Annotated in this window: 17 protein-coding genes; 10 read left to right on the top strand and 7 right to left on the bottom strand. The window is 71.2% G+C overall.

Features of this window, described 5'->3' with window-relative positions; genetic code table 11:
* Positions 1-92: 92 nt before the first annotated feature.
* Positions 93-1331, bottom strand: coding sequence for a cytochrome P450 (locus PV734_RS22120; protein ID WP_319093120.1), 1239 nt, complete (start codon positions 1329-1331; stop codon positions 93-95).
* A 268-nt stretch (positions 1332-1599) separates the two neighbouring features.
* Between PV734_RS22120 and PV734_RS22115 the strand changes: the two genes are divergently transcribed.
* From PV734_RS22115 to PV734_RS22100, 4 genes are all read left to right on the top strand, one after another.
* Positions 1600-2769 (top strand): steroid 3-ketoacyl-CoA thiolase, encoded by a 1170-nt coding sequence (locus PV734_RS22115; protein WP_319093119.1) that lies wholly within the window; start codon positions 1600-1602, stop codon positions 2767-2769.
* Between the two features lie 128 nt (positions 2770-2897).
* On the top strand, positions 2898-3740 hold the full coding sequence (locus PV734_RS22110) for a helix-turn-helix transcriptional regulator (RefSeq protein ID WP_319093118.1): 843 nt from the start codon (positions 2898-2900) through the stop codon (positions 3738-3740).
* Positions 3722-3991 (top strand): DUF397 domain-containing protein, encoded by a 270-nt coding sequence (locus PV734_RS22105; protein WP_319291186.1) that lies wholly within the window; start codon positions 3722-3724, stop codon positions 3989-3991. Before PV734_RS22110 ends, PV734_RS22105 begins: the two co-directional genes overlap by 19 nt.
* A 90-nt stretch (positions 3992-4081) precedes the next feature.
* A complete protein-coding gene (locus PV734_RS22100) occupies positions 4082-5914 on the top strand; it encodes a protein kinase domain-containing protein (RefSeq protein WP_319093116.1) in 1833 nt (610 codons plus the stop codon).
* Positions 5915-5984: 70 nt separating this feature from the next.
* Here the strand turns inward: PV734_RS22100 and PV734_RS22095 are convergent, their stop codons facing one another.
* The 4 genes from PV734_RS22095 to PV734_RS22080 all read right to left on the bottom strand — a co-directional run bounded on the left by PV734_RS22095 (position 5985) and on the right by PV734_RS22080 (position 10025).
* Complete coding sequence (locus tag PV734_RS22095) at positions 5985-6965, bottom strand: ABC transporter substrate-binding protein (RefSeq protein ID WP_319093114.1); 981 nt, start codon at positions 6963-6965, stop codon at positions 5985-5987.
* 80 nt (positions 6966-7045) lie between these two features.
* Complete coding sequence (locus PV734_RS22090; RefSeq protein ID WP_319093113.1) at positions 7046-8113, bottom strand: ABC transporter permease; 1068 nt, start codon at positions 8111-8113, stop codon at positions 7046-7048.
* Entirely contained in the window at positions 8110-9015 is a 906-nt protein-coding gene (locus tag PV734_RS22085) for an ATP-binding cassette domain-containing protein (RefSeq protein ID WP_319093112.1), read from the bottom strand. The genes PV734_RS22090 and PV734_RS22085 overlap by 4 nt, the downstream gene beginning before the upstream one ends.
* A complete protein-coding gene (locus PV734_RS22080) occupies positions 9012-10025 on the bottom strand; it encodes a LacI family DNA-binding transcriptional regulator (RefSeq protein WP_319093111.1) in 1014 nt (337 codons plus the stop codon). The genes PV734_RS22085 and PV734_RS22080 overlap by 4 nt, the downstream gene beginning before the upstream one ends.
* Before the next feature lie 197 nt (positions 10026-10222).
* On the opposite strand from PV734_RS22080, the gene PV734_RS22075 reads away from it, so the two are divergent.
* The 6 genes from PV734_RS22075 (at position 10223) to PV734_RS22050 (ending at position 18286) form a co-directional block, all read left to right on the top strand.
* Positions 10223-11614, top strand: coding sequence for a glycoside hydrolase family 125 protein (locus PV734_RS22075; protein WP_319291184.1), 1392 nt, complete (start codon positions 10223-10225; stop codon positions 11612-11614).
* A gap of 47 nt (positions 11615-11661) precedes the next feature.
* Positions 11662-12432: a response regulator transcription factor gene (locus tag PV734_RS22070; protein WP_319093109.1), complete on the top strand. Its 771-nt coding sequence runs from the start codon at positions 11662-11664 to the stop codon at positions 12430-12432.
* Positions 12419-14491, top strand: a complete 2073-nt coding sequence (locus PV734_RS22065) for a HAMP domain-containing sensor histidine kinase (RefSeq protein ID WP_319291181.1) — start codon at positions 12419-12421, stop codon at positions 14489-14491. Before PV734_RS22070 ends, PV734_RS22065 begins: the two co-directional genes overlap by 14 nt.
* Before the next feature lie 101 nt (positions 14492-14592).
* Positions 14593-14997, top strand: coding sequence for a sortase-dependent protein (locus tag PV734_RS22060; RefSeq protein WP_319291175.1), 405 nt, complete (start codon positions 14593-14595; stop codon positions 14995-14997).
* 108 nt (positions 14998-15105) lie between these two features.
* Positions 15106-15735: a class F sortase gene (locus tag PV734_RS22055; protein ID WP_415924244.1), complete on the top strand. Its 630-nt coding sequence runs from the start codon at positions 15106-15108 to the stop codon at positions 15733-15735.
* A 181-nt stretch (positions 15736-15916) separates the two neighbouring features.
* Positions 15917-18286 (top strand): protein kinase domain-containing protein, encoded by a 2370-nt coding sequence (locus PV734_RS22050; RefSeq protein WP_319093106.1) that lies wholly within the window; start codon positions 15917-15919, stop codon positions 18284-18286.
* Positions 18287-18569: 283 nt separating this feature from the next.
* Here PV734_RS22050 and PV734_RS22045 read toward each other — a convergent pair whose 3' ends face one another.
* Together PV734_RS22045 and PV734_RS22040 are read right to left on the bottom strand one after the other, a co-directional pair.
* Positions 18570-18791 carry a hypothetical protein gene (locus PV734_RS22045; protein WP_044473203.1) on the bottom strand — a complete coding sequence of 74 codons (222 nt, stop codon included), beginning with the start codon at positions 18789-18791 and terminating at the stop codon, positions 18570-18572.
* Positions 18792-19065: 274 nt separating this feature from the next.
* Positions 19066-19764, bottom strand: a complete 699-nt coding sequence (locus PV734_RS22040) for a YoaK family protein (protein WP_319093105.1) — start codon at positions 19762-19764, stop codon at positions 19066-19068.
* Between the last annotated feature and the right edge of the window lie 110 nt (positions 19765-19874).

Raw genomic sequence — 19874 nt, 5'->3', positions numbered from 1 at the left:
GGAGACAGGGTGGTGTGCCCCTGCCTCCGGTCGGGACGGGCCGGCGACGCCGGGATGCCGCCGGCCCGAGTATGCGACAGGGTCGCGGGCCGTTAGCCCGCGCTCACCTGCAGTTCCTTGACGCCGTTGACCCAGGCCGAGCGCAGCCGGCGCGGGTCGCCCACCAGGGTGAGGCCCGGCATGGCGTCGGCGAGGGCGTTGAAGATCAGGTTGATCTCCATGACGGCCAGGGACTTGCCGAGGCAGAAGTGCGGGCCGCCGCCGCCGAAGCCGAGGTGCGGGTTGGGGTCGCGGGTGATGTCGAAGACGTCCGGGGAGTCGAAGACCTCGGGGTCGCGGTTGGCGGAGGAGTAGAACAGGCCTACGCGGTCGCCCTCCTTGATCTTCTGGCCGCCCAACTCCGTGTCCTGGGTGGCCGTTCGCTGGAAGGAGACGATGGGGGTCGCGAAGCGCACGATCTCCTCGGCGGTGGTGGCCGGGCGTTCGCGCTTGTACAGCTCCCACTGGCCGGGGTGGGTGAGGAAGGCGTGCATGCCGTGGGTGATGGCGTTGCGGGTCGTCTCGTTGCCCGCGACGGCCAGCATCAGCACGAAGAAGCCGAACTCGTCCGAGGCGAGGTTGCCCTCGTCCGCCGCGGCCACCAGCGTGGTGACGATGTCCTTCGCCGGGCACTGCTTGCGGTCGGCGGACATGTTCATGGCGTACGCGATGAGTTCCATGGCCGACTCCTGGCCGACCTCCTCGGTGATCGCGTACTCCGGGTCGTCGTACGAGATCATCTTGTTGGACCACTCGAAGATCCGGAGGCGGTCCTCCTGCGGGATGCCGATCAGTTCGGCGATGGCCTGGAGGGGCAGTTCGCAGGCGACCTCGGTGACGAAGTCGAAGGGGCCGCCGAGGGCGGCGGCGTTCGCGGCGATGGCGAGCGCGCGGTTTCGCAGGTTGTCCTCCAGGGCGCGGATCGCGCGCGGGGTGAAGCCGCGCTGCACGATCTGGCGGACGCGGGTGTGCTCGGGCGGGTCCATGTTGAGCAGGATCAGCCGCTGGGCGTCGATCGCGTCGCGCTCGATGCGCTCGTTGAAGCGGATGATCGCGGTGTTGGTGGTGGAGGAGAACAACTCCGGGTGTGTGGACACGTACTTGACATCCGCGTGCCGGGTGACAGCCCAGTAGCCCTCGTCCGCGAAGCCCGCGATGCCGGGGCGCTGGGGCACCCAGTGGACCGGCTCGGTGGCGCGCAGCTCGGCGAACTCCGGGAGAGGTACGCGGTGTTGCAGCACGTCAGGGTCGGTGAAGTCGAACCCTTCGGGCAACGCGGGGCAGGGTGCCATCAAAAACTCCCGTCATCCGAACAGTATCTGACGGTCCATCAGGAATGAGTAGGTGTCGAGAAGGTAGTAACGGGTTCCAGAAGAGGCAAGGGGCGCGACACCCCGAATTCCGGGCACCTCTCGTGTTATCGGGCACTGCAAGGGGGTTGCGGTGCCGGACGGGCCGTCAGCAGACTGCAGACAGAACTAGAACGCGTACTAGTTCTGCGTGGCGGGTGGCCGGGACGCCCGCGCCGCGCGGGTGCCCTGAGGAGAGGAACTCCCCACCATGGCCGCGGAACCCGTGATCGTCGAAGCCGTACGCACTCCCATCGGCAGGCGCGGCGGCGCGCTCGCCAACCTTCACCCCGCCTACCTTCTGGGCGAGACCTACCGCGAACTCCTGGGCCGCACCGGCATCCCCGCCGACTGCGTCGAACAGATCGTCGGCGGCGCGGTCACCCAGGCCGGCGAACAGTCCGCCAACCCCACCCGCACCGCCTGGCTGACCATGGGCCTGCCGTACGAGACCGCGGCGACCACCGTCAACGCCCAGTGCGGCTCCTCCCAGCAGGCCTCGCACATGGTCGCCAACATGATCTCGGCGGGCGTCATCGACGTCGGCATCAGCTGCGGGGTCGAGGCCATGTCGAGGGTGCCGCTGGGCTCGGCGTCCAAGCACGGCCCCGGGAAACCGTTCCCGGAGGAGTGGAACGTGGACCTGCCCAACCAGTTCGAGGCGGCGGAGCGGATCGCCAGGCGGCGCGGACTGACCCGCGAGAACGTGGACGCGCTCGGCCTCGTCTCGCAGGAACGGGCGGCGGTCGCCTGGGCGGAGGAACGGTTCAAGCGGGAGACGTTCGCCGTCCAGGTGCCCACGACGGAGGAGGAGCAGGGCGCCGGGCAGGGCATGTGGCGCCTGGTCGACCGGGACGAGGGGCTGCGCGACACGTCGGCCGACGCGTTGGCCGCCCTGAAGCCGATCATGCCGACCGCGGTCCACACGGCGGGCAACTCCTCCCAGATCAGCGACGGTTCGGCGGCACTGCTGTGGGCGTCGAAGCGGATGGCGCGGGCGCTGAAGCTGCGCCCGAGGGCGCGGATCGTGGCCCAGGCGCTGGTGGGCTCGGACCCGCACTTCCACCTCGACGGTCCCATCGACGCGACCCGGGCGGTGCTCGGCAAGGCGGGCATGACGCTCAAGGACATCGACCTGATCGAGATCAACGAGGCGTTCGCCTCGGTGGTGTTGAGCTGGTCGCAGGTCTTCGAGCAGGACCTGGACAAGGTGAACGTGAACGGCGGGGCCATCGCCCTCGGGCACCCGGTGGGCGCGACCGGGGCGCGGCTGATCGCCACGGCACTGCACGAACTGGAGCGGGTGGACAAGGAGTTCGCGCTGATCACCATGTGCGCGGGCGGGGCGCTGGCGACGGGGACGATCATCCAGCGTCTGTGAGGGCGGTCGCGGTCGCGGTGGTGGCTGCGGCTCACTCGTACAGGGGGTCGTCCGGCGTTTGTCTGTGCCCTGCGCGGTCGGTGGATTACGGTGCGTGAGAATCCACGGGCTGCCGCAGGGAGGACGACATGCCGCAACGACGTCCGGTGACGAGTCGCAGCCAGGAGCCGCGCCGGCGGTTCGCTGAGGAGCTGAAGGCGTTACGCGGGGCGAGCGGGGAGAGCCTGCGGCAGCTGGCCGACAAGCTGGGCTGGGACCCATCGCTCTTCGGCAAGTTGGAGAACGGCCAAACGCTCGGCAGCGGGGATGTGGTCGTGGCGCTCGACCAGTACTACGGCACGGGCACGTTGCTGGTGACGTTGTGGGAACTGGCGCTGGGGGACAAGGCCGAGTTCAAGGAGCAGTACCGCGAGTACATGCAGCTGGAGTCCGAGGCGGTGAGCCTGTGGCACTTCGGGGTCACCAGGATTCCGGGCGTGCTCCAGACGCGCGGGTACGCGACCGAGGTACTTGAGGCGGGTGACATCCGGGGAGAGGAACTCGCCCAGCAGGTAGAGGCGCGGCTCGGCCGAGCCGAGTTGCTGACCCGGGAGGGCGGCCCGCACTTCCGCACCATCCTGTACGAGGCCGTCCTGCGTATGGCGCTGCGCGAAAAGGGGGCGTGGCGCGAGCAGTTGGAGTACCTGCTGAAGGTCTCCGAGCACCCGTACGTCACGATTCAGGTGCTGCCGTTCAGCGCCGGGCCGTGCAGCCTGGATGGCTCGCATGTGATGTTCCTGAAGCTGCCCGACGGTCGTACCGTGGCCTACACGGAGACCGCCCACCGGGGTGAACTCATCCAGGAACACACCTCACTTGACCGGCTGCAACTCGCATACGATGCGATGCGCGACCTGGCCCTGTCCCTCGCCGAGTCGCGGAAGTTCATCGGGCAGATGCTGGAGGAAGCACCGTGCGATCCATCGACCTGACCGCTGTGACGTGGCGCAAGAGCAGCTACAGCAACTCGGACGGCGGCGAGTGCGTCGAGGTCTCCGACGACTTCCTGGCGGCTGCCGCCTGGCGTAAGAGCAGCTACAGCAACTCGGACGGCGGACAGTGCCTCGAAGTCGCCGACAACCTCCCCGTCATACCTGTCCGGGACTCCAAGAACCCCCACGGTCCCGCCCTCGTGTTCCCCGTTGACGCCTGGGTAACTTTCGTAACCACCCTGCGGAACTGATCGAAACCCTGTACGTACGCGCATGCTGAGTTAGCCTCGTTCTGCCAGTGAGGCGAACTGGCGTACGTGGAACATCACTTCGGGGGTTTTGTGACGGACGAAGCTGCCGCACTGCGGCAGGCCGGCGCTGCCCCCCTGCGCCCCGCCGACCCTGAACGCATCGGGCCCTACGTGCCGTTGGCGTTGCTCGGCAGCGGTGGCATGGGGCGGGTCTATTTGGCGCGCCCGTCGGACGACGGCCCCGGCCTGTTCGCGGTCAAGGTGATCCGACCGGAGTACGCCGAGGACCCGACGTTCCGGCGCCGCTTCGAGCAGGAGGCGCTGGTGCACGGCCGGGTCCGTTCCCCGCGGGCGCCGAGGCTGTGCGGTACGGGGTTCCAGGACGAGTTGCTGTGGATGGCCACGGAGTACCTCGCCGCGCTCGACCTCACGGAAGCCGTGCGGGAGGGCGGTGCCCTGGGTTCGGGCGCCGTCTGGCGGTTGGTGGCGGAGCTGGGGCAGGCGCTCGCCGACCTCGCCGCCACCGGGATCGTGCACCGGGACCTGAAGCCGTCCAACGTGCTGCTGTCGCTCCGGGGTGCCCACGTCATCGACTTCGGCATCTCCAAGGCCGCCGACGCGAGCGCGATCACCGGCACCGGCAACCGGGTCGGAACGCCCGCCTACATGTCCCCGGAGTATCTGCGGACCGGCCACTGCGACGCGACGTCCGACGTGTTCTCGCTCGCCGGGACACTGATCTACGCGGCGGTCGGCCGGGCCCCCTTCGGTGACGGCACCGGCGTCGACGTGATGCACCGGGTCGCCTTCGAGGAGCCCGACGCCGAGGTGATCGGCGAGATCACGGCCATCGACCCGGCGCTGGGCGCGCTGCTGGCCGCCTGCCTCTCCAAGGAACCCGAGCGGCGGCCGACGCCGAGGGCGCTGGTCCAGGCGGCGCGCGAGTGCGCCGGCGAGTCCGCGGAAGCCTCCAGGTGGCCGGAGCCGCTGCTCGGCAGGGTGCTGGAGCGGCAGCGGGCGTACGACGTCCTGTACCGCGTCCCCGTCGCACGGGCGGCGGAACTGCGTCTCCAGGGCCACCGTCCGAACCCGGCGCTACCGGTGCCGGTGCAGGGCGAGGCCGCGCTGCCTGTCCCGGCAGCCGAGTCGGCGGTCCCGGCCGTGGCGTCCGACGAGACGTCCCCCGGGCAGCGGCGTCCCAGGGGAGCTGTCGGCTGGGCGCGCAGAAGACCCGTACCGGCCGCGGCGGCGGGCCTCGCCCTCTGTGGCCTGGCCGCGCTGGCCTTCGTACTCGCCAGCCCGGAGGACCGGGCGACCGCCTCGCCGCCCGGGGCAGGTCCGACGGCCTCCGCCGGCACCGACGCCGAAGGGGGTGACGCCCTGCCGAAGCCGGGCACCTCGGACGGGAAGTCGGGCCCGAGCACGTCCGGCAACGGCACCGAGACCGTCGACGGCCACGCCGACCCCGCAGAGGTCTCCGGCGGCACCGACGGCGGCGGCAACGGCCCCGCGGACCCCGACACTCCTACGGGCACGGACACGACCGCGGGTACGGGCACCGACCCCGGCACAGGAACCGGCACCGACCCCGGAACGGACGGCGGCACCGGCACCACTCCCGCCCCCACCCCCACGCCGTCCCCGGTCACCTCCACGACCGAGCCCGCCTCGGCACCCTGGACCACCGACTGCACGTACTTCGCGGGCAAGGCCCGCACGGCCATCGGCGACACCGGGAAGCGCGTCAAGCAGGTCCAGTGCATCCTCATGCTGCGCGGGTACGACATCGGCGGCACCGGTGTGGACGGCGTGTTCGGGGAGGGCCTGGAGGCCGCGATGAAGCACTTCCAGGAGGACAAGGGACTGGTCGTCGACGGCATCGTGAAGCGGGTGACCTGGGACAACCTGCGGGCGTCGAAGTGACCCCGCCCCGGTAACGGGACGGAGTCACCCGGCGGTTGGCGTCGGGACGGGGCGTGAATCTGACGAGACGTCAGCAGGTCGACCGGTACACGTACTTGCTCACGTTCGCGTCGCCCAGGTTGGCCGCCGTGATCGACACGAACGACGTGCCGATCGACTTCGTCACCTTCTTGCCCTGAACCGCGTTCACCGCCTCCCGTACCGCCTGGGCGCCGATCTCCTCCGCCTTCTGGGCGATCAGTGCCTGGACCGTGCCCTTCTTCAGCTGTTCGACCTGCGCGGGGCCCGCGTCGAAGCCGACGACCTTGATCTTGCCGACCTTCCCGGCGTCCTTGATGGCGTTGTTGGCGCCGTCACTGGCCGGCGTGCTGATCGAGAAGATGCCCGCCAGGTCGGGGTCCTTGGAGAGGGACGCGGCGGTCAGCCGGGCGGCCTCGACGACGCCGCCGCTGGGCGTGGAGGGCTGTACGCCCACGAAGGTGATGTTCGGGTACTTCTTGATCTCGTCCTCGAAGCCCTTGATCCGCTGGTCGGCCGTGGTGACACCCGGGGTGCCGCCGATGATGACGACCTTGCCCTTCTCGCCGACGAGCTCGGCCAGCGTGCGGGCCGCCTCGGCGCCGCCCTCCACGTTGTTGGAGGAGACGGCGGAGGAGACGAAGCTCGTGTCGTCGAGGCCCGTGTCCGCCGTCACGATCTTGATACCGGCCTCGCTGGCCTGCTTCAACGGCGTACCCAGCGCCTTCGAGTCCGTCGGCGCGATGACGATCGCGTTCGGCTTCTTGGCCACCGTGCTGGTCAGGATCGGCGTCTGGGTGGCCGGGTCGAAGGTGGTCGCGCCCTGGACGTCCACGGTGGCGCCGAGCTTCTTGCCCTCGGCCTTCGCGCCGCAGCCGAGCGTGTTGTAGAAGGAGTCGGACGCGGTACCCAGGATGACGGTGACCTTGGGGTTCGCGGTGGAGGAGGAGTCGCCGGACCCGCAGGCGGTGGCGCCCAGGACGATGACGGTGGCGAGGGCAGCGCCTCTGAGGGTGACGTGGACGGTCTTCATGGTGCAACTCCATTGGTGCGACGGGGCGTTGAGCGGGGGGGCGTTCAGGAGGGGGCGTTCGGGAGGGGCAGGCAGGAGGGTCAACGCAGCGTTCGGCGCCGCCGGTTGACGTGGTCGACGTACACGACCCCCGCCAGGACCGCGCCGACCGCCACCTGCTGCCAGAACGGCTGGAGGCCGATGATGACAAGTCCGTTGCTCAGCACGGCCGGGATGAGGGAGCCGAAGGCGGTGCCCAGGACGCTGCCCACACCGCCGAAGAGGCTGGTGCCGCCGAGCACGGTGGCGACGATCGCCTGCAGGTTGTCCCCGGTGTGGCCGCCGACGGTGGTGGTGGAGAAGCGGGCCAGGTTGACGTACGCGGCGATGCCGGCGAGGAGCCCGCAGAGCGCGTACACCTTGATCAGATGACGGTCGACGGCGACTCCGGCGCGGCGGGCCGCCTCCACGTTGGAGCCGATCGTGCGGGTGTAGGTGCCGAAACGGGTCAGGCCCAGGACGATCGCCCCGCCGATGGTCAGACCGATGGCCAGCCACACCGTGTACGGGATGCCCAGGAAGCGGCCGAAGCCGAGGCCGCTGACCAGGGAGTCGGGGACCCCGCGCAGGTCGAGGCCGTTGGTGAGCACCAGGGCGCCGCCGCCCGCCGCCGAGAGGGTGGCCAACGTGGCGATCAGGGGCGGGAGTTTGGCCTTCGTCACCAGGAGGCCGTTCAGGACGCCCCAGGCGAGACCTGTCGCCATCGTGGTCACCAGGCCCGCCAGCAGGGTCAGCGGGCCGCCGCCGCCCAGCGCCGACATCACCTTGACGCCCACGACCCCGGAGAAGATCAGCACCGAGCCGACCGACAGGTCGATGCCCCCGGTGGTCATCACGAACGTCATCCCGATGGCCAGCACACAGTAGGAGGCGGCCTCGATGGCGACGCTGCGCAGGTTGTACGCGGTGAGGAAGTTGTCGGGGTAGGCCGCCCCGAACACCGCGAGCAGCACCAGCAGCACGACCAGGGCCAGGCTCCGGGTGCCCTTCATGTTGCGCCAGGCGGCGCCGAGGGCCGCCGAGCGCAGGGAACGAGGGGTGGCGGCGTTGTCCTGCCCGGCGGACTGCCCGGCGGACTTCACGGACTTCGCCTCGGTCGTGGGGGTCATGACTGGTCCTCGCTGCGGTCGGAGCCGTCGACGGCTGGGATCAGGGCCGGATCCGGTTCGGGATCCGCTCCGTCATCGAAGGTGAGCGCGCCCGTCATGGCGCCGAGGACGTTCTCGCTGGTGGCCGTCGCGCCGGACAGCCGGGCGACCCGCTGCCCGAGACGCAGCACCTCGATGCGGTCCGCGTACTCGAAGACGAACGGCAGGTTGTGGCTGATCAGCACCACCGCCACACCCGAGGCCCGGACCCGCTGGATCAGCTGTCCGACCCGCTCCGTCTGTACGACGCCCAGTGCGGCCGTCGGTTCGTCCATCAGCAGCACCCGGTCCGCCCAGTTGACCGCCCGGCCGACCGCGATGCCCTGGCGCTGACCGCCGGACATCGTGACCACCTGCGCGGCGGTGTCCTGGATGCCGACGCCGAGCGAGCCGAACGCCTCGTCGGCCTTGGTCCGCATGGCCTTCCGGTCCAGGAAGCCGAGCTTGCCGAGCAGACCGGGGCGCATGATCTCGCGGCCCAGGAACAGGTTCTCGGCGGGGTCCAGGTCGGGCGCGAGGGCCAGGTCCTGGTAGACGGTCTCGATGCCCAGGCGGCGGGCGGCGATCGGGTCCGGGATCGTCACCGGCCTGCCGTCGACCCTGATCTCACCCGCGTCGGGCTGGATCACCCCGGAGATGACCTTGATCGTGGTGCTCTTGCCGGCGCCGTTGTCGCCGACCAGCGCGACCACCTCGCCCGGGTAGACGGTGAGCGCGGCTCCGCGCAGCGCCTGGACCTGGCCGTAGCTCTTGACTATGCCGGCCAGTTCGAGGACGGGGGTGGCGGCCGTGGCCCCGTGCGCGGTCGGGCCCGCCGGAGCCGGGGTGGCCGGAGTGGGGATGGCCGGAGTGGGGGTGCTCATGGCGTCAGCTCTCCGCTTCCACGGGGGGTCAGTACGGTGCCGAGCTCGACCCGGCGGGGTGGTCCGCTGTCGCCCGCGATCCGGGCCAGCAGCAGCCGGGCGGCCTCGCGGCCCATCTCGAAGGCGTCCCCGGACACGACGGTCACGGGGGTCGGCAGCAGGTCGGCGAACGGGAAGTCGTCGAAGCCGACCAGGGCCGGTCCCTGACCCGGCCCCAGTCCCGGGCCCATGGCGCGAAGGGCGCCGTGGGTCAGGAAGTTGGTGGTGGTGAACAGCGCCGTGGGGCGGCGGGACGGGGGCAGCGCCAGCAGTTCGGCGGCGGCCTCCTCGGCCTCCGCCCGGGTGCCGTGCTCCAGCCTGGCGATCAGGGCCTCGTCGACCTCGCCGAAGGCGGCGCGCATGGCCTCCAGGTAGCCGTCGAGGCGACGGCCCGTGGTGTAGTAGCTGGCCGCCACCACGACGCCGATCCGCCGGTGACCGGCGGCGATCAGATGCTCGGTGGCCTTACGGGCACCCCCGTGGTTGTCGAGCAGCACGGTGTCCGCGTCCAGGCCCAGCGCGGGCCGGTCCAGGAAGACCACCGGGGTGCCCTGCGCGACCTCGCGGCCCAGGTAGCCGTAGTCCATCTCGCCCGGCACGATCAGCAGCCCGGCGACGCGCTGCCCGAGCAGGTCGTCGATGCCCCGGCGCTCGGCCTCGGGGTCCTCGTCGGAGCTGGCCAGCACCACGTTGTGGCCGTGGGCGCGGGCGACGCCCATGACCCCGTTGGCGATCGAACCGTAGAACGGGTTGGTCAGGTCGCCGACCAGCAGCGCGAGCGTGGTGCTGCGCTGCCCGGGGCGCAGGCTGCGGGCGAGGTCGTTGCGCCGGTAGCCGGTCTCGTCTATGGCAGCGCGCACCCGCTCCGCGATGGCGGGGGAGACCGTCTCGTCACCGTTGACGAACCGGGAGACGGTCTTGATCGACACCCCGGCGAGGGCGGCGACCTCCCGCATGGTGGGCGTTCGCATGTCCGGCATCACTCCGAAAAGGGTCACTGGGTGTCGCTGTGTGCCGCACAGCAAACCGCCGTGAAACAACGTTGTCAATGGATCGCAACAGGGATTTTGCACGCCTTGCGCGTTCCGGGGGTCCGTTTGTATGGTCCGACAACGTTGTTCCAAAACAACGTTGTCTCAGTGAGCGGGAAGTGCGCGGGAGGATGATCATGCAGCCGATCGACGAACCGAAAGGCGGACTGCCGGAAGGTGGGCCGGCGGACGGCGAGCTGCCCGAGAGCGAGCTGCCGGAGGGACTCCGCGCCCTGAGCGCCGACGTCCACCGCGAGCTGCGCTCCCTCGACCCGCGCGCCGCCGACCGCTTCACCCGGCTGCTGGCCGGCACCTGGGGCAGGGCCATGCGTCCGCTGCCCGACGGCGAGGTCTTCGTCCTCACCGGCGACATCCCCGCGATGTGGCTGCGCGACAGCACCGCCCAGGTCCGCCCGTACCTCCTCGCCGCCGACGACCCCGCCGTCGCCGCCGCGCTCACCGGCGTCCTGCGCCGCCAGCTGCGGTACGTCCTCGCCGACCCGTACGCCAACGCCTTCAACGTCGCACCCGACGGCTCCGGCGCCGGTCACACCGACGACCCCACCCCCGACCCGCTGGTCTGGGAACAGAAGTACGAGATCGACTCGCTCTGCGCCCCGCTCCAGCTCGCCCACGGCATCTGGCGGGCCACCGGCAGCCTCGGCCACCTCACCGCCGACGACCGCTTTGTCCGCGCCGCCCGCCGGATCATCGCCCTGTGGCGGACCGAGCAGGACCACGAGAACCGCTCACCGTACGAGTTCCGCCGCCTCGGCGACTACGAGTACGACACCCTGGCGCGCGGCGGCCGGGGCGCGCCGACCGCGCCCACCGGGATGACCTGGTCCGGCTTCCGCCCCAGCGACGACCGCTGCCAGTACGGCTATCTGGTCCCGGCCAACGCCATGGCGGCCGTCTCCCTCGCCGGCCTCGCCGATCTGGCGACGGCGATCGGAGACCTCCACCTCGCCGCCGACGCCGCCGCCCTCTCGGGCGAGATCGCCTCCGGGGTAAGGACCCACGGGGTGACCTCGGGGGCAGACCCGGCGGTGTACGCGTACGAAGTCGACGGTCTCGGCGGGCAGTTGCTGATGGACGACGCCAACATCCCGAGCCTGCTCTCGCTGCCCTACCTCGGCTGGTGCGACCCGGGCAACCAGCTCTACCTGCGCACCCGCGAGTTCGTCCTCAGCGACGCCAACCCCTTCTACTACACGGGCGGTTCGGCCGCCGGAATCGGCAGCCCGCACACCCCGCCCGGCCATGTCTGGCCGCTCTCCCTCACCATGCAGGCGCTGACCAGCGACGACGAGGCCGAGCGGGTGCGTCTCGCCGAGCTGCTGCTGCGCACCGACGCGGGCACCGGCTCCATGCACGAGAGCTTCCACGTCGACGACCCCGCGACCTTCACCCGCCCCTGGTTCGGCTGGGGCGACGCCCTCTTCGCCGAGCTGCTGCTCGACCTCACGGGCCGCTCGACCACCCGTCTGCATCCGCGCCTCGCCGGCACCGAACTGCCTTCCCGGTAAAGCCGCTTACGACCCTCCCGGCGCCGGCGCTCGCTACGATCTGCGGCGTGTGCGCAAACATCATGGTCGCCGAAGACGACGCGAAGCAGGCCGAACTGGTGCGCCGCTATCTGGAGCACGAGGGTCACACGGTCACGATCGTCGAGGACGGCCGGACTGCTCTGGAAGCGGTCCGGCACCAGGAACCCGACCTGGTCGTCCTCGACGTGATGATGCCGGGAGCCGACGGCCTCGACGTCGTACGGATCCTGCGCGCCGAGCGCCGGGAGGTGCCGGTGCTGATGCTGACGGCCCGCAGCACCGAGGACGACCTGCTGCTCGGCCTCGATCTCGGCGCCGACGACTACATGACCAAGCCGTTCAGTCCACGCGAACTGACGGCCAGGGTGAGGACGTTGCTGCGCCGCAACCGGCGCGGCACCGACCCGGCCCCCGTGGCCGTACCCGCCCGGGCTTCCGCGCCGGTACCCGAACCGGACCCGGACGAGAAGGTGTTGGTGGTCGGCGCGCTCAGGGTCGACCCCGCGCGCCACGAGGTGTCCGTCGCCGGGGCGCCCGTCGAGTGCACGCCCGGCGAGTTCCGTATCCTCTCGGCGATGGCGGCCGAGCCCGGCCGGGTCTTCACCAGGGCGCGGCTCCTGGAGGAACTGCACGGCTTCGACAAGTACATCAGCGGCCGGACCGTCGACGTGCACGTCATGAACCTGCGCAAGAAGATCGAGCCCGCCCCCGGACGGCCGTCCCGCCTCCTCACAGTCTTCGGCGTCGGCTACAAGCTCACGGACCCCGCGAAGAACGTGCGCCATGCGCGGTCCTGACCGGAGGGGCGGCCCTGGGGGTCGGCTGCCGCTCCGCAAGAGCCTGGCGGGGCGGCTGTTGACCGTGTCGGCGCTGGTGGCCTCCTGCTCGGTCGCCGCGACCGCCTGGCTGGCCGTGCAGACGACCTCCGTCGCGATCCGCCAGGAGCAGGGCCAGACCCTCCAGTCCGACGCGCAGATCTACAACACCCTCCTCGGATACGCGGCCACCCACCCCGACTGGGCCGGCGTCGACACCACCGTGCGCGAACTGGCCCAGAAGTCCGGGCGCCGGATCGTGCTCACCAACCAGGGCCGACGCCCGTTCGTCGACTCGGCCGACTCGCGCTCCACGGACGGCGGTTCGGCGGCGGTCTCCCTCGCGCCGCAGCCCTCGGCGGTCGTGGACCCGCTGGCCGTCGACACCTTGCTGGTGCCCGACGCGGCCGGAGCCGGAGCGGACAGCGTCGATCCACGGGCCGTGGGGCCCTTCCGGCTGCCCGCGAAGGAACGCGCCGCGCTGCGGACGGCGGCCGCCGGGCGGGTGCGGTGCCTCAGCAAGATGGGTATCGCCGCCGACATCGTCGAGAGCCCGGGCGGGCGGCCCCGCGTCCAGTTCGTGAGCGACGAGACCGACGGCGGGACCGCCGGCGTGACCGAGCGTGACCTGGACGCCAAGTGTCTGGCGTCCTTCCCGATCGGACCCACCCCGACCGAACGCAAGGCCCTCGCCGCCCTCAACCAACTCGCCGACGCCTGCCTGAAACGACAGGACCGTACGGCCGTGAAACTGAACCTCGACCTGTCCTGGGACCGCGGCTACCTGTACGGGCAGGACGACGCGAGCTCCGACCCGGAGGGCCTCAGCAAGCGGGAGGCGGCGGCCCTCGCCGCCAAGAAGGCCGAGGACGCGGCGACGGCCCAGCGCAAGGCCGGCGTCGGCGGCGTCTTCGACTACACCTCACCCGAGGTCCGCGGCAGCGGGTACGACCGGGCTGTGGCCTCCTGCGTCGACGCCGCCCGCCGCGAACAGCTCACGGCCTATGTCGCGCCGCTCGCCCTGCTGTTCATCGAGGGCCCCGGCGCGGCCGGAGTCCCCGGCTTCGACCTCTCCCGGGCCAACACCGCACGCATCGCCGGGGTCACCGCCCTGGTCCTCGCCCTCACCGTCGGCGCCTCCGTCCTCGCGGGAGCCAGGCTCGTACGCCCCCTGCACGCCCTCACCGGTGCCGCCCAGCGCATGCGGGACGGCCTGGACTCGCCGCCGGTGCCCGTGCCCGTTGTCTCCGACAACGAGATCGGGCGGCTGACGGCGGCCTTCAACGACATGGCCGCGCACCGGGCCCGTCTGGAGGAGCAGCGCAAGGTGATGGTCAGCGACGTCGCCCATGAGCTGCGTACGCCGCTGAGCAACATCCGGGGCTGGCTCGAGGCGGCCCACGACGGACTGGCCGTGCCGGACCCGGCGTTCGTCTCCTCGCTCCTGGAGGAGGCGGTGCAGCTCCAGCACCTCATCAACGACCTCCAGGACCTGGGCGCGGCCGACGCGGGCGCACTGCGACTGCATCTGAAGCCGGTACGGATCGACGAACTCCTGGGCCAGGTCGCCTCCGCACACCAGGGGCCGGCCGAGACGGCGGGCGTCACCCTCACGGTCCTGCCGACCCCGCCGGGCACCCCTCGCCCACCGCTCCTCGACGCCGACCCCGTGCGGCTGCGCCAGACCGTCAGCAACCTGCTCTCCAACGCGGTACGCCACACCCCGGCCGACGGCTCGGTGACCCTGCGTTGGTACGTCACCGAGGCGGGCGACGAGCTCGCCGTCGAGGTGGCCGACACCGGCAGCGGCATCCCGGCGGGCGATCTCCCGTACGTGTTCGACCGCTTCTGGCGGGCGGAGAAGTCCCGCAACCGCAGCACCGGCGGCAGCGGCCTCGGGCTGGCGATCGTCCTCAAGCTCGCCGAGGCCCACGGCGGCACGGTGGACGTCGCGAGCACGGAAGGTGAGGGGGCCACCTTCACCCTGCGGTTGCCGGTGAGGTCTTCCACCGACCCTGATGGGATGACGACAGCGCTCTGACAGTTTCCTCACAAGTGGCCGTCAGGGTGGGGCCATGCCCGGAACCTGGTGCGGATCGGCAACCAGGAACGACCAAGCCGGGCTGGAACTGGAGCCCTTACATGTCCCGCCGTCTCACCCTGCGCCCGCTGAGCACTCTTCGCATCGCCGTCCTGACCGGCGTCGCGGCCGGCGCGCTGCTCGTCCCGGCCACCGCGGCCTTCGCCACCGACCCGACTCCGACGCCGGGCGCGACCGACTCGACCCCGGCCGACAAGGAGGCCCTGGCGAAGAAGAAGGCCGAGGACGCCAGGACGCTCAAGGAGGCCGAGGCCCGGAAGGCCATGGAAGCCCAGAAGCGCGGAGGCAAGGACTACCCGCGTGGCGGTGTCGCCGCGGGCGAGGCCCCCGCCCAGGACGACAACAACACCGGCACCCTCATCGGCTCGGCCACGGGCGCACTGCTGCTCGCGGGCGCCGGCACCTACGTGGTGCGCCGCCGCACCACCGCCCGCCGCGAAGGCTGATCCGGCAGCACGACCTCTCGTACGAAACGGTGGCGCCGCCCTTCACCAGGCGGCGCCCTGCGCGTTCCCGGCGAATTCTCGCACCCGCACCCTGTTCTGGAGCTCGCGTTGCCCTCTGCACACCGTCAGGCCCTGTCCCGGGCCCGCCTCTTCGCGACCGTCGCCCTGCTCACGCTCGCCACCGTGCTCACCGGCTGCTCGTCCACCCCCGACCCGACGGTCCGGGTCGTCCCGCCGGCCGTGTCCGGTGCCCCCGAGGCGGAACGGTCCGCGACGGCCCCGGCCCCCGAGGCCCCGGCGGCTCCCGCCGAGATCGCCATCCCCTCCGTGGGGATCACCAGTTCGCTGCTGGAGCTCGGCCTCAACCCGGACGGCACGGTCGAGGTCCCGCCGGCCGACAAGGGGATGACCGCGGGCTGGTACACGGGCGGTGCCGTGCCCGGGGAGGTCGGCGCGGCCGTCATCATCGGCCACAACGACACCCACTTCGGCAAGGCCGTCTTCCACGACCTCAAGAAGATCACCAAGGGCGCGGACATCACGGTCACCGACGCCTCGGGAAAAACCGCCCACTTCTCCGTGACGGCCATGGAGAGCGTCGGCAAGACGGCCTTCCCCACGGAGAAGGTCTACGGCCCGACCAAGGACCGTGCCCTGCGGCTCATCACGTGCGACGGCGACTTCGACGCGCAGGGGCACCCTGTGAACAACCTCATCGTGTACGCGACGCTGAGCTGAGGGCCGTAGAGGTGCCTGATTCGTCCTGAGGTCACGAGTAACGTCCGGACAGTCCCTGCCTGAAGTCTCAAGTAATGGCCATGAGTTACTCGATTGCGTACGCCAACCGTCCCTCCAGCACCTACTCTCCCCCCAAACTCATTCGACGGGGATCAGACGGGGAACAGGCGAGCTGAGGACCATGGAGCCACTTCGTCCCACGGATCCGGAGCGGCTGGGGCCGTACCGTCCTGTCGCGCGACTCGGGGCCGGAGGGATGGGCGAGGTCTTCCTCGCCAAGGACGACCGGCAACAGACCGTGGCCGTCAAGGTCATCCGTCCCGAGCTGGCCTCGGGCAAGGCCTTCCGCGACCGGTTCCGCCGCGAGGTGGACGCCGCGCGGGCGGTCAGCGGCACCTACACGGCGTCCGTCGTGGACGCCGACCCGGACGGCCCCGTCCCCTGGCTGGCCACCACGCACATCGTCGGCCCGACACTGGCCGAAGCGGTCGAGGCGTACGGACCGCTGCCACCGAGCACCGCACTGGCCCTCGGCGCCGGACTCGCCGAGGCGCTGATCGCCGTGCACTCCGCGGGGCTGGTGCACCGCGACCTCAAACCGTCCAACGTGCTGCTCTCCGCCGAGGGCCCGCGCGTCATCGACTTCGGCATCGTCCGCGCCACCGACGGCTACGAACTCACCCTGTCCGGCGTGCTGTTGGGCTCGCCGCGCTACATGTGCCCCGAGCACGCCACCGGGGACCCGATGGGCCCGGCGGGCGACGTGTTCTGCCTCGGCTCGGTCCTGGCCTACGCGGCCACAGGGAAGGCGCCCTTCGACGGCGCGTCGGCGGCCACCCTGCTGTACCAGGTGGTGCACGGCACGCCCGACCTGACGGGGGTCAAGGACCCGCTGGAGACGATCATCCGGTTGTGTCTGGAGAAGCCCCCGGCGGCCCGGCCCAGCCCGGACCGCGTGTCGGCGGCCTGCGCGCCCGGCGGCGCCGACGCGCTGGACTGGAACGGCTGGCTGCCGGAAACCGTCACCTCCGCGATAAGACGCCAGGCCGCCGTCCTCATGGACCTGGACCTCGGCCTCGGCCTCGACCCGAGAGTGGACGTCGTCGGGCGGCAGCCGGCCCACGCCACCGTGACGGCCGCCGCCTCCGCTCCCACCTCCACGTCCGCCCCCGGTGGCCTCCGCGTCGACCCGCGTCTGGCGGCCGTTCGGCGCCTCGTCGCGGACGGCGGGATCAGCGGCTCCCAGCGCGTCGTCTTCCCCGGGGAACCGAAGCCCGCCCCGCCCCAGGAACAGCCGCCCGCGCAGCCCCCCGCGCAGTCGCCCGAGCGGGGCACCCACCGCGCCCGCCGCTCACCCCGGCCGCACCTCTCCCGTCGGCGTGTCCTCGGGGTCGCCGCACTCGCCCTGGGCACCGGCGTCACCGCACTGCTCCACGGATCCAGGGACAGGTCCGGCAGCGTGGCGACACCGGCCGGTCCGGCGCCGGAACCGCTGTGGACGTATCGCAGCGAACCGCTGGTCCAGGCACCGGCGGTCTTCTACAACGAGACGGCCCTGCTGAAGACGCAGTCCGGCAGCTTGTTCTGCCTCGGCCTCACCGACGGTGCCAGTCCCCGCTGGACCTACCGGGGCATCAGCCAGTCGCCCACCCCGCCCCTGGTCCTCGGGGACGTGGTCGTCGCCCTCGGCACCGGCGCGACCGTGATCGGCGTCGACCCGGTCACGGGCGCCGAGCGGTACTCGCTGGACTTCGGGACGGACTTCCGGTTCGACACGCTGCTCGGCGGGGCCGTCGGAACCGCCACCATCGTCGGACTGCGGTTCGACCGCCAGGACCGGCCGGACGGATCCAGGGGGCCGGCCACCTCGACGAACGTCGTCCTCGGTACGGATCTGAAGGAGCGCCTGGCCCAGGTCATCCCCATCAGCAAGGAGGACATCGGCCTCGACCTGAAGCCGTTCATCGACGCCGACCGCTTCGTCTACGTGGACGGGCTGCACCGTCTGACGGCACGCGGCGGCGACGCCCGCGGGAGCGTCCTGTGGAGCCGGCCCATGGCGTCGGGTTCGGAGACCCGGTCGGCCCCGGTGGTGCTCGACAACACCGTCTTCGCGGCCGACAGCGAGCTCGTCGCCGTGGATCTGGTGTCCGGGGCGCTGCGCTGGCGGGCGCGGCAGGAGAACGGCGGCTTCGCCTCCGTCGCCGCCGCGGGCGACACGGTGTACTGCACCACGAGGAGCCCGCATGGCGTCGCGGCGTTCGACGCCGCCGACGGCTCCCGGCGCTGGTTCTGCGAAACCCCGCAGCTGAACCTGGAGAATCCCCTGGTCGCGGGCGGTGACGCGGTGTTCGTCACGGCCGATGCCAACAAGGACGGCTTCTACGCGATCGATGCCCGGCGGGGTGAACTGCTCTGGAACTTCACCGACGGCCGGGACACCGGCATCAACAACTGGCAGCTCTCGTGCGGCACCGACGCCGGGACCGACCATCCGCTGATCGCCCAGCACTACGACAAGGTGTACGCGCTTCCGATGCCTCGGTCCTGAAGGTCCTTGAGGCACCCGGGAGCCCGTGATCCGTCACTGGGCGATTCGGTCTGCGGTCACGCGGACGTGGTGGCGCGGCTCAGAGCTGCTCCCAGATGCCGGGGTCCTCGGCCGGGGTGCCGGAGGCGCCGGAAGTGCCCTCCCGGAAGGCCGGCGCCTGGAAGGGGTCGATCTCCGGGGTCGGCGAATCAGCCCTCGCGTGGAACTTGGTGGGTTCCGGCGCGGAGAACAGTGAAGTCAGCTCGATGGAAGGTCTCCTGATCCTCGAAACGGCACGGCAGATCTACAGCACTGTCAGCTTGGCGTAGGGACTGATGATCCGTTCCTGACGCCCGCCGAAGTCGACGAGTACTGCGATGCCGTCCTCAACGGTGGTCACCCGGCCGAGGCCGAAGACGTCGTGAGTGACCCGGTCTCCTACCGCGAACAGCTTGGTAGGGGGTGCCACAGGGGCTTTGAAGGGGCTGGTGGCCAGATGGGCCCGCGTTACCGCTGTCTTTGTCATTGACGCCAGTATGCTCCGCTCCGGCCCTTCGTGGGCCCGGTGGGTACCCCCGACTCTGTCCGGCCATGTCTGGGCATGATCCGTTGACGACGGTACGAGGAGGGTGAGAATCCCGCTCACCGACGCGGACAGTGCAGGTCATGTGGGTTGTGAGGGGGCCGGGGGAGCCCCTGTGGGGGCCCGTCGGGCGGTGCTGCCCCACGGAGAGTGATCGCGAAGTGTTATGAATCAGTAGCCACTCGAGTCGCCTCACGCGGGCCCACTTGGCCCCCGCTCACTCCTTTCCCGACGTGCTCACCGCCAGCACCGCCACCAGTACGGCCGCGACGAGGAGCGGAATTCCCAGGCCGTGGTGGATCACCAGCCAGGCGCCGAGCAGCGCGCCCAGCGCCATCGCCACGACCGACGCGGAGCGGCGCGGGGAGTGCCTGCCCGAGCCGCCGGCCGCGCGCGAGTCGGCGGCGAGGCCGGTGAGGGTCATCGTCAGGACGGTGGTCGTCAGGTCGGGGACGCCCAGCCTGCGTACCGTCGCGTTGCGCAGGCCCATCGCGAAGGCCGTGACGGCGATCAGCGTGTAGACGGTGGCCGTCGCGTCCGGTGCCGCGAAGGCCACCACCGCGGACGCGCCCAGGAACACCGCCTCGACGGCGAGGGTGACCCGGGCCCACCTCCGGCGCGAACCGCCGCCCATACGCCCCGCGACCCGCCCGCCGGCCACCGCGCCCAGCACGAACGAAACCAGCGACACCAGAGTGTGCGGTACGGAGAAACCGGGCGCCCCGGCGGCGGCGAAGCCCAGCACGACGACGTTGCCGGTCATGTTGGCGGTGAACACATGACCGAACCCGAGATAGCTGACGGCGTCGATCAGCCCGCTGACCACCGTCAGCACCAGCAGTACGCCCACAAGACGCAGACCGCGCGATTCGGGATCGTGCGACGGCGGCGACGGCTCGGGTGCCTCGGTGCTCACCGGTCCAGTCCACCACGGGGACGTGAAGGGGCGGTAAGGAGGGGTGCGGGGAGAACGGGGGAGGGGGAGCACGAAGGCGCCGGTCCCCGAGATGATCGGGGACCGGCGCC

The organism is Streptomyces sp. AK08-02, assembly GCF_033795085.1.
Classification (GTDB): Bacteria; Actinomycetota; Actinomycetes; order Streptomycetales; family Streptomycetaceae; genus Streptomyces; species Streptomyces echiniscabiei.
The sequence above is the reverse complement of the archived record's forward strand: the minus strand, read 5'-3'. Positions and strand labels throughout refer to the sequence as shown.